8 protein-coding genes and 2 pseudogenes are annotated in these 8,502 nt (G+C 73.2%); 1 reads left to right on the forward strand and 9 read right to left on the reverse strand.

Annotated elements, in window-relative coordinates; genetic code table 11:
• The 5 genes and pseudogenes from JNW89_RS19685 to JNW89_RS19705 form a co-directional block, all read right to left on the reverse strand.
• On the reverse strand, positions 1-661 hold a 661-nt coding region (locus JNW89_RS19685), incomplete at its 3' end, for a PQQ-binding-like beta-propeller repeat protein (protein ID WP_238450016.1).
• Between the two features lie 169 nt (positions 662-830).
• A pseudogene (locus JNW89_RS19690) lies at positions 831-1,220 on the reverse strand (SRPBCC domain-containing protein); the annotation flags it as partial.
• 127 nt (positions 1,221-1,347) lie between these two features.
• Positions 1,348-1,557 (reverse strand): DUF397 domain-containing protein, encoded by a 210-nt coding sequence (locus JNW89_RS19695; RefSeq protein ID WP_238450017.1) that lies wholly within the window; start codon positions 1,555-1,557, stop codon positions 1,348-1,350.
• 154 nt (positions 1,558-1,711) lie between these two features.
• The gene (fahA, locus tag JNW89_RS19700; RefSeq protein WP_238450018.1) at positions 1,712-2,911 is read right to left on the reverse strand and encodes a fumarylacetoacetase; all 1,200 of its coding nucleotides are present in this window, start codon (positions 2,909-2,911) and stop codon (positions 1,712-1,714) included.
• A pseudogene (locus tag JNW89_RS19705) lies at positions 2,908-3,764 on the reverse strand (hypothetical protein). The gene fahA and the pseudogene JNW89_RS19705 overlap by 4 nt, the downstream one beginning before the upstream one ends.
• Positions 3,765-3,858: 94 nt before the next feature.
• On the opposite strand from JNW89_RS19705, the gene JNW89_RS19710 reads away from it, so the two are divergent.
• Positions 3,859-5,025 carry a homogentisate 1,2-dioxygenase gene (locus tag JNW89_RS19710; RefSeq protein ID WP_238450019.1) on the forward strand — a complete coding sequence of 389 codons (1,167 nt, stop codon included), beginning with the start codon at positions 3,859-3,861 and terminating at the stop codon, positions 5,023-5,025.
• A 50-nt stretch (positions 5,026-5,075) separates the two neighbouring features.
• Here JNW89_RS19710 and JNW89_RS19715 read toward each other — a convergent pair whose 3' ends face one another.
• The 4 genes from JNW89_RS19715 to JNW89_RS19730 form a co-directional block, all read right to left on the reverse strand.
• Positions 5,076-6,116, reverse strand: a complete 1,041-nt coding sequence (locus JNW89_RS19715) for an NAD(P)-dependent alcohol dehydrogenase (protein ID WP_238450020.1) — start codon at positions 6,114-6,116, stop codon at positions 5,076-5,078.
• Positions 6,117-6,274: 158 nt separating this feature from the next.
• On the reverse strand, positions 6,275-6,751 hold the full coding sequence (ispF, locus tag JNW89_RS19720; RefSeq protein WP_238450021.1) for a 2-C-methyl-D-erythritol 2,4-cyclodiphosphate synthase: 477 nt from the start codon (positions 6,749-6,751) through the stop codon (positions 6,275-6,277).
• Between the two features lie 16 nt (positions 6,752-6,767).
• A complete protein-coding gene (gene ispD / locus JNW89_RS19725) occupies positions 6,768-7,466 on the reverse strand; it encodes a 2-C-methyl-D-erythritol 4-phosphate cytidylyltransferase (RefSeq protein WP_238450022.1) in 699 nt (232 codons plus the stop codon).
• 54 nt (positions 7,467-7,520) lie between these two features.
• Entirely contained in the window at positions 7,521-8,006 is a 486-nt protein-coding gene (locus JNW89_RS19730; protein WP_013288937.1) for a CarD family transcriptional regulator, read from the reverse strand.
• Positions 8,007-8,502 lie beyond the last annotated feature (496 nt).

Raw genomic sequence — 8,502 nt, forward strand, 5'->3', positions numbered from 1 at the left:
CGGCACAGGCGTCCACCGACAGGACCTGGCCGGCGGCCGTGGTCCCGAGATCGGTTCGGCAGTCGGCGTCGCCGGCCGCCCGCCACAGCTCCCGCCCGTCGGCCAGCGCGTACCCGCGCAGGTCGCCCGCGCCGGACGCCACCAGCGTCGTCCGGTCGCCGGGACCCGACGCGAGGAAGATCCCCCGCGGGTCCCAGACGATGGCCGCGCCGGTGCGTCGGGCCGGGAAGCCCTTCCCCGGCGTCGGGCCGTCGGCCCGCCAGGCCACCTTCCCGGTACGGCCGTCCAGCGCGACGATCTTCCCGTCGGACCAGCGGCTCACCACCGTGGTACCCGCCACCAGCACCCCGTTGAGCTGGGCCGGCCACCGCCGGTACGACCAGAACGGGGTGACCCGGTGCTTGCTGTCGGCCGGCCGGTCGGCGTAGACCTGGCGCTGCGCCGCATAGACCCGGAGCCGACCGTCGACGATCAGCGGTGCGGCGGGCAGTCGACCCACCACCCCGGTCGCCGGGGTGTCCAGGGGCGGCAGGTCGTCCTGGGCGGGTGTGACGACCTCGGCGGGGGCCAGCACCCGGTAGCCGACGGCACCGACGACCCCGAGGGCGAGCAGCGCCGCGACCGCGACGGTGATCCGTCGCCGGCCCTTCGGGACACCCATGCACACCTCCGCCCGGCACCCTACCGAGGCAGCCCGTCGCCGCCCCGCTCAGGTCGCGACGACGGGGGTGGCGGTTCAGGCCGCCTCGGCGCCGCTGGCGCGCCGGGCGGCGGCGGGCCAGGTCGGCGAGATCGCGCCGGATGGCCCCCTCCACCGCCCGCGCGGCCAGCCCGCCGAAGAGCAGCGCGACCACCCGCCCGTACGGGGCGATCGGCACCGCCTGGTGCTCCACGGCCACCGCGGTGCAGCCACGGCCCCGACGCCGCACGGTGCGCAGGGTCCAGGTGATCCGGTAGTCCACCCCGATGCCGGGGGAGCTGAGCACGAGTCGGTGCGGCGGCCGGGCCTCCAGCACCACGAACTCCTCCGCCTGGTCACCGCCGTCCGGCCTGGTGCGGGTCTCCCGCCAGGCGGTGCCCGGCCCCAGCCGGCCCTGGGTCAGCAGCTCCACGCCGCCGACGGTGCACAGCCAGTCGGCCCGGACCGGCAGGTCGACCAGGAGCGCCCACACGTCGTCGGCCCGCGCCTCGATGAACTCGGTGACCGTGACCGTCGACATGACACCTCCCGTGGCGTCCACGGTACGGCGGGTGAGCGCGCCACGGGGGGTCCTGCGGTGGAATTTCCGTCACCGGTGCCCCGGATCGGGGCACCGGTGCGGTCCCGCGGCGCGGATCAGGCGCGGGTCAGGGGCGGAAACCGCCGTGGCGGATCGCCCCGACGAACGCCGTCCAGCCCGGCGGGCCGACGACGAGCACCGGCCCGTCCGGGTCCTTGGAATCACGTATCCCGACCACACCCCGGTCGCGTGCGAGGTTGTCCGCCACCTCCACGCAGAGCCCCTGATCGTTCGACCGACTACTGGTGCGCCAGACCGCGCCCACGAGATCGTCCATGCTCGTACCTCCTGTCCGCTGGGATGTGCCGTGCCGGTCACGACCCACGCCGCCCCGGGACGGGACGGCGTGGGGTGGTGACCGAATCCGGTCGATCAAACGCGGCAGGAGGGCCGGCCGGTCGCACAGCGGGTGCGACCGGCGGATACGCGACTCAGCGGGCCGGCAGGATCCGCCCGGTGACCTCGCCCAGGGCGACGGTGGTGCCGTCCGGGCCGGGGGCGGTGGCCCGGATGGTGACGGTGTCGCCGTCCTCCAGGAAGGTGCGAGTCTCGCCGGCGCCGATCTTGACCGGCTCGGCGCCGCCCCAGGTCAGCTCCAGGAACGAGCCGACCTGGCCGCGGTCCGGACCGGACACGGTGCCGGAGGCGTAGAGGTCGCCGGTGCGCAGCGAGGCCCCGTTGACGGTGAGGTGGGCGAGCTGCTGGGCGGGCGTCCAGTACATGGTCGCGAACGGCGGCTCGGCCACCCGCTCGCCGTTCCACTCCACCGCCAGGCGCAGGTCCAACCCCAGGTGCGGGGTGTCGCGCAGGTAGTCCTGCACCGGCGGGTCCTGCTCCGGCGCCGGCACGAACGCATCGGCGAGCGCGTCCAGCGGGGTCACCCAGGCCGAGATCGAGGTGGCGAAGGACTTGCCCAGGAACGGGCCGAGCGGCTGGTACTCCCAGGCCTGGATGTCCCGGGCGGACCAGTCGTTGACCAGCACCACACCGAAGACGTGGTCGGTGAAGTCGGCGGCGGCGACCCGGTCACCGAGGGCGCTCGGCACGCCGACCACGAAGCCCACCTCGGCCTCGATGTCGAGGCGTACGGAGGGGCCGGCGGTCGGGCCCTGCGCGGAGGCGCGCTGCCCGGTGGGGCGGACCACCGGGGTGCCGGAGACGACCACCGTGCCGGCCCGGCCGTGGTAGCCGATCGGCAGGTGCTTCCAGTTGGGCAGCAGCGGCGGCTGGCCGGGGCGGAAGATCTGGCCGACGTTCGAGGCGTGGTGCTCGGAGGAGTAGAAGTCGACGTAGTCGGCCACCTCGAACGGCAGCAGCAGCTCCGCCTCGCCGAGCGGGACCAGCAGCGGCTCCACCGCCGCCCGGTGCGCGGGGTCGGTGAGCAGTTCGACGATCCGCTGCCGCACCGCCGTCCACTGCGGACGGCCGAGCGCCATGAAGGCGTTGAGGGTGGGGCGGCCCAGCGCCCCGGCGGCGAGCACCAGGCCGGCCGCCTCGGCGTCGGCCAGGTCGAGCACGAAGTCGGCGACGCGTACGCCGATCCGCGGCCCGCGCCCGCCGGCCCGGAACACCCCGTACGGCAGGTTGGTCACCCCGTACGGCGAACCGTCGGCGCCCGTCACCCAGCTCATCTTTCGAATCCCCCGTTCACCAGCGCCAGCCGGATCAGATCGGTCAGTGGTTCCAGGATGCTGCACGAGCCGAAGCCGACCCAGAGCGGGCGCTCCTCGTCGCGCCGCGCCCGGGCCTGCTCGACCAGGGGCAGCGGGTCGGTCGCGGCGAGCAGGGCGGCGAGGCGTCCACCTCGGCGCCCTGGGCGGCGGCGAGCGTCGCGGCCAGCACGTTGACGAACCCGTGGTGCGTGAAGCCGGTCTCCGGGTCGAGGTGGCGCAGCGCGTGGTGCAGCCCGGCGGTCAGCTTGAACGGCAGGCCCCGGTCGCGGCAGGCGCAGATCACCGCGGCCAGCTCGACCGGCGTGGGGAAGAGTTCGGCGGCCAGTCCGCCGGTGCGGAACTTCGCCGCGACCGGCAGCCCGTCGGCCCGCGCCGCGGCCAGGGTGTCCAGCGCTCCGCTGAGCCCGAAGGTCAGCGGGACCTCGGCGTAGACGTCGACGCCGGTCAGCCGCTCGGCGAGCTTCCGCAGCTCGGCCAGGCCGGGCTGCGGGTCCTCGCCGCGCTTGGCGACCGCCGCCTCGACCTGGCGGACGGTGATCCGGGGATCGGTCCCGGCGAGCGCCGCGTCGAGCTGCCCGATCGGCAGGTCAGCGATGACGCCGACGGCGATCCGCTCGCCGGGGCCGAGCAGGTCGGCCAGGGCGGGCAGCGTCGAGGCGGGCAGCAGCAGCGGGCCGACCAGGTCGGCGTACCAGGCGTCGCGGTGCTCGTGGTGCGCGGCGACGGCGTCCGGCAGGGACGCGCTGCCGGGCGGGAAGACGGCGGCGTCGTCGACGAGGCCGGCGAAGAGGCGGGGCACCTGCGTTGACACGAGACAAGAATCTACGGGACGCTACAAGGAACGGACAACAGCGTCCGATTATCGGACGTCATCGGCCGGAGAACGGGACATAACGGGAGGCGACATGCCGTACTACCGCAGCGTCGGCGAGGTGCCCCGCAAGCGGCACACCCAGTTCCGCCAGCCCGACGGCAGCCTCTATGCCGAGGAGCTGATGGGCCAGGAGGGCTTCTCCTCCGACTCGTCCCTGCTCTACCACCGGTACGCGCCCACCGCGATCGTCGCCGCCGAGGAGTTCACCCCGCCGGCGTACACCCGGGTGCCGAATCTCCCGCTCAAGCCGCGCCACCTGCGTACCCACAAGCTCGACGGCACCGGTGCCGACCCGGTCCTCGGTCGGCGCTACCTGCTGGCCAACGACGACGTGCGGATCGCGTACGTGCTGGCCGACCGGCCGTCCCCGCTCTACCGCAACGCCACCGGCGACGAGTGCCTCTACGTGGAGGCCGGCACGCTGCGGGTGGAGTCGACCTTCGGCGTGCTCGACGCGGTCGCCGGCGACTACGTGATCATCCCCACCTCCACCGTGCATCGGCTGGTGCCGACCGGCGACGCCCCCACCCGGCTGCTCGCCGTCGAGGCCAGCGGCCACATCGGCCCGCCCAAGCGCTACCTGTCGGTGCGCGGGCAGTTCCTGGAGCACTCGCCGTACTGCGAGCGGGACGTCCGGGGACCGGACGCGCCGCTGCTGGTCGACGGCACCGACGTCGAGGTGCTGGTACGCCACCGGCGCGGGTGGACGAAGCACGTCTACGCGAACCACCCGTTCGACGTGGTCGGCTGGGACGGGCACATGTACCCGTGGGCCTTCTCCATCCACGACTTCGAGCCGATCACCGGCCGGATCCACCAGCCGCCGCCCGTGCACCAGACCTTCCAGGGCCCGAACTTCGTCATCTGCTCGTTCGTCCCGCGCAAGGTGGACTACCACCCGGACGCCATTCCGGTGCCGTACAACCACCACAACGTCGACTCCGACGAGATGCTCTTCTACACCGGCGGCAACTACGAGGCCCGGCGCGGTTCCGGCATCGAGCAGGGCTCCATCTCGCTGCACCCGTCGGGCTTCACCCACGGGCCGCAGCCGGGTGCGGCGGAGCGCTCCATCGGGGTCGACTTCTTCGACGAGCTGGCCGTCATGGTGGACACCTTCCGCCCGCTCGACCTCTGCGACGCGGCCGGCGAGTGCGAGGACGAGGGGTACGCCTGGACCTGGGCGCGCCGGGGCTGACGCACCGAGGGCCGGGCCTCACCCGAGACCCGGCCCCCTCCGCCGACGGCTCAGAACGTCGAGGCGTCGATGACGAAGCGGTAGCGCACGTCGGAGGCGAGCACCCGTTCGTACGCCTGGTTGATCTTCTCGGCCGGAATGACCTCGATCTCGGCGCCGATGCCACGCTCGGCGCAGAAGTCGAGCATCTCCTGCGTCTCGGCGATGCCACCGATCATGGAACCGGCGAACGACCGCCGGGCCGGGATCAGCGAGAACGCGTGCACCGACAGCGGATCCTCCGGCGCGCCGACGTTGACCAGGGTGCCGTCGACGGCGAGCAGCCGCAGGTACGCGTCCAGGTCGATCTTCGCGCTGACCGTGTTGATGATCAGGTCGAACGAGCCGGCCAGCTTCGTGAACGTCTCCTCGTCACTGGTGGCGTGGTAGTGGTCGGCGCCGAGCCGCAGCCCGTCCTCCCGCTTCTTGAGCGACTGCGACAGCACGGTCACCTCCGCCCCCATGGCGTGGGCCAGCTTGACCGCCATATGGCCGAGGCCGCCCATCCCGATCACCGCCACCCGGCTGCCGGGCCCGGCGTTCCAGTGCCGCAGCGGCGAGTACGTGGTGATGCCGGCGCAGAGCAGCGGCGCCGCCGCGTCCAGCTCGATGCCGTCGGGGATGCGCAGCACGAAGTCCTCGGTGACCACGATGGCCTGCGCGTACCCGCCCTGGGTGGGTTGACCGTCCCGGTCGAACCCGCCGTACGTGCCGATGTTGCCGTTGAGGCAGTACTGCTCCAGGCCCTTGCGACAGTTGTCGCACTCGCGGCAGGAGTCGACCATGCAGCCGACGCCGACCCGGTCGCCAGCGGTGAACTTCGTGACCTCGGGGCCGACCTCCCGAACGACGCCGGCGATCTCGTGGCCGACCACGATCGGGTACGTCGTCGGGCCCCACTCGCTGCGCGCGGTGTGGATGTCGGAGTGGCAGATGCCGGAGTACCTGATGTCGATGAGCACGTCGTGCGGGCCGAGGTCGCGCCGCTCGATGGTGGTCGGCGCGAGGGGTTCGGTGGCGGACGTCGCCGCGTAGGCCTTGACGGTGAGCACGATTCTCCGCTTCCTGCAGACGGGGGTTCCTTCTCGGTCGCCGGGGCCGCCGGAGGCGCCGCACCGGCCGGGGCACAGCTTTCGCCCCTCGTAGTCCTACCCTCCCCGCGCCCCCACCCACACGTAGCGAGCCTCACCGCGACGAGCGGGAATACCGGTCAGCCGGCCTCGTACACCAGGGCCACCGCGATCCCGGCCAGCCCCTCGCCGCGCCCGGTGAAGCCGAGGCCGTCGCTGGTGGCGGCGGAGAGGGTGACCGGCGCGCCGACCGCCGCGGAGAGCACCCGCTGCGCCTCCTCGCGGCGCGGCCCGATCTTCGGACGGTTGCCGACCACCTGGACCGAGACGTTGCCGATCTCGAAGCCGGCCGCACGGACCCGCCGGGCCGACTCGGTCAGCAGCGCCACCCCGGAGGCACCGGCCCACTCGGGCTGGTCGACGCCGAAGTTCGCGCCGAGGTCGCCGAGCCCGGCGGCGGAGAGCAGCGCGTTGCAGGCGGCGTGCGCGACCACGTCGGCGTCGGAGTGACCGGCCAGGCCGTCCTGGCCCGGCCAGTGCAGTCCGGCCAGCCAGCAGGGCCGGCCGGGCGCGAAGGCGTGGATGTCGGTGCCGACGGCCACCCGAGGAACGATCATGAGCCGAGGGTACGCGTCAGTGGCCGACGGCCAGCAGGTGCTCGGCGAGCGCGAGGTCGAACGGGCGGGTGACCTTCAGCGCGTACTCCGAGCCGGGCACGCAGAACACCGGTACGCCCTGCTTCTCGACCAGCCCGGCGTCGTCGGTGAGCGAATCGCCCGCCGCGGCGTGCGCGGCGGTCAGCACGCTCCGGCGGAAGCCCTGCGGGGTCTGCACCGCGCGCAGCGCGGAGCGGTCGACGGTGCCGAGGACCACCTCGCCCGCGCCGACCTCCTTGATCGTGTCGACCACCGGGAGCACCGGAATCACCGCGTGGTGCCCGGCGCGGACCGCCCCGGCCACCGACTCGATCAGCTCCGGTGGGGTGAGTGCGCGGGCGGCGTCGTGCACGAGCACGATGTCGGGGCCCCCGGTGGCACGGCGGCCAGGGGCGGCCGCCACGGACGCCTGCCGCTCCGCGCCGCCGGGCACGACCACCACCGGCGCCACGGGTGCCAGCAGCCGCCGGACCGCATCCACCTCGGCCGCCGGGGCGGCCACCACGATGGTGTGCACCGACGGTGCGGCCGCGATCCGGCGTACCGCGTGCACCAGCAGCGGCTCGCCGCCGAGCAGGCGCAGCGCCTTGGGCGCGCCCGGGCCGAGGCGTACCCCGGCACCGGCCGCAGGCACGAGGACCGCGACGTCACCGCGCGGATTCAGCTGCGCGGTCACGTCGCGGTCCTGGTGGTTTCTTTGCTGCGGGACGGGTACGACGATCCGGTGGGATCAGGCCTCGGTCAGGACCTTGTCGAGCAGCGTCTCCGCCTCGTCCTTGGTGCTCTTCTCGGCCAGCGCGACCTCGCCGACGAGAATGTCGCGGGCCTTGGCGAGCATGCGCTTCTCGCCCGCGGACAGGCCCCGCTCCCGCTCCCGGCGCCACAGGTCGCGAACGACCTCGGCGACCTTCAGCGGGTTCCCGGAGGCCAGCTTCTCCAGATTCGCCTTGTAACGCCGCGACCAGTTGGTCGGCTCCTCGGTGTGCGGTGCACGGAGCACGTCGAAGACCTTGCCGAGGCCCTCTTCGCCGACCACCTCGCGCACGCCCACGATCTCGGCGTTCTCAGCGGGCACCCGGACCGTCAGGTCACCCTGCGCGACCCTCAGGACGAGGTACTCCCTGGGCTCGCCCTTGATGACCCGAGTCTCGATTGCCTCGATGAGTGCGGCCCCGTGGTGGGGGTAAACAACGGTCTCGCCGACACTGAAAACCATAGGTTCGAAACCCCTTTCGCTGTGTCTAGGGTAACACGCTCAGGCACCGATGTCCCACCGCTGTCCTGACCGTTGGCGCAGCTCAGGGGCCCTGTGAGAGGTATTTCTTCAGCTTGACAGGCAGTCAAACCGATGGTTCGAGCACGCTCCGTGACGAACGGATGACAACCCGATACGGGTGATCGGAGCGTGGATTTCTCGGGCTACGCGCTTTTCCCATGGTAGCCCGGCAGCGCCCGGCCCGCCCAGGTCTGGCGGCAGGAGGGGCGGTGCGGGACGCTGGAGGGGTACCACCGTCCGCTCACGAGCCACTTCCCCGGGGGTCCGATGGGCATGCCTGACGCAGAGGGCCACGGCCCGTCCGACGGGCTGCCCGACCTGCCACCGGAGTGGGGTCGGGTGGTCGTACCGGACGACGCGTCGGCGCTGGCCGAGGAGGCCGAGCAGCTCCGTCGCGAGCTGCGGCGCCGGGCCTCCGGCGCGCGCTGGCGCCGGC

The sequence above is a fragment of the Micromonospora sp. 4G55 genome (assembly GCF_016803375.1).

Bases quoted from the DNA above. Each gene is read 5' to 3' on its own strand.
- JNW89_RS19695 (WP_238450017.1), bottom strand. From the start codon at position 1,557: ATGGACGATCTCGTGGGCGCGGTCTGGCGCACCAGTAGTCGGTCGAAC.
- fahA (WP_238450018.1), bottom strand. From the start codon at position 2,911: ATGAGCTGGGTGACGGGCGCCGACGGTTCGCCGTACGGGGTGACCAAC.
- JNW89_RS19710 (WP_238450019.1), top strand. From the start codon at position 3,859: ATGCCGTACTACCGCAGCGTCGGCGAGGTGCCCCGCAAGCGGCACACC.
- ispF (WP_238450021.1), bottom strand. From the start codon at position 6,751: ATGATCGTTCCTCGGGTGGCCGTCGGCACCGACATCCACGCCTTCGCG.
- JNW89_RS19730 (WP_013288937.1), bottom strand. From the start codon at position 8,006: ATGGTTTTCAGTGTCGGCGAGACCGTTGTTTACCCCCACCACGGGGCC.